1 protein-coding gene is annotated in these 1,185 nt (G+C 45.4%); it reads left to right on the top strand.

The window, feature by feature from the left end; all coding sequences use genetic code 11:
- A partial coding sequence (tuf, locus tag ABN256_RS19045) for an elongation factor Tu (RefSeq protein ID WP_196554958.1) occupies positions 1-1,184 on the top strand: 1,184 nt, incomplete at its 5' end.
- Between the last annotated feature and the right edge of the window lies 1 nt (position 1,185).

Here is a 1,185-nt window from a genome sequence, read left to right as displayed (position 1 = left end):
TGTCTAAAGAAAAATTTGAACGTTCAAAACCGCACGTTAACGTTGGTACTATCGGCCACGTTGACCACGGTAAAACTACTCTGACTGCTGCAATCACTACAGTTTTAGCTAAAACTTACGGTGGTGCTGCTCGTGCATTCGATCAAATCGATAACGCACCAGAAGAAAAAGCTCGTGGTATCACCATTTCTACTTCACACGTAGAATATGACACACCAACTCGTCACTACGCACACGTAGACTGCCCAGGTCACGCCGACTATGTTAAAAACATGATCACTGGTGCTGCGCAAATGGACGGAGCTATCCTGGTAGTTGCTGCGACTGATGGCCCAATGCCACAAACTCGTGAGCACATCCTGTTAGGTCGTCAGGTTGGTGTTCCTTACATCATCGTATTCCTGAACAAATGTGACATGGTAGATGATGAAGAGTTACTGGAATTAGTAGAAATGGAAGTTCGTGAACTTCTGTCTCAGTACGATTTCCCAGGTGATGACACTCCAGTAATCCGTGGTTCAGCGCTGAAAGCACTGGAAGGCGAAGCTGAGTGGGAAGCAAAAATTGTTGAATTAGCAGAAGCACTGGATTCATACATCCCAGAACCAGAGCGTGCAATTGACAAGCCATTCCTGTTACCAATCGAAGACGTATTCTCGATCTCAGGCCGTGGTACAGTAGTAACAGGTCGTGTTGAGCGTGGTGTTGTTAAAGTTGGTGAAGAAGTTGAAATCGTTGGTATCAAACCAACAGTTAAAACAACTTGTACTGGCGTTGAAATGTTCCGTAAATTACTTGACGAAGGTCGTGCAGGTGAGAACGTTGGTGTTCTGCTGCGTGGTACTAAACGTGAAGAAATCGAACGTGGACAAGTACTGGCTAAACCAGGTTCAATCAAGCCACACACTAAATTCGAATCAGAAGTTTATATTCTGAGCAAAGATGAAGGTGGTCGTCACACTCCATTCTTCAAAGGCTACCGTCCACAGTTCTACTTCCGTACAACTGACGTAACTGGTACTATCGAATTACCAGAAGGCGTAGAAATGGTAATGCCAGGTGACAACATCAACATGATCGTTGAACTGATTCACCCAATCGCGATGGACGACGGTTTACGTTTCGCTATCCGCGAAGGTGGCCGTACAGTAGGTGCGGGCGTTGTTGCTAAAGTATTAGGTTAAT

It is taken from the genome of Proteus sp. fly-1008, assembly GCF_040140305.1.
Taxonomy (GTDB): Bacteria; Pseudomonadota; Gammaproteobacteria; order Enterobacterales; family Enterobacteriaceae; genus Proteus; species Proteus vulgaris_B.
This window is presented reverse-complemented; position numbering and strand designations above follow the sequence as displayed.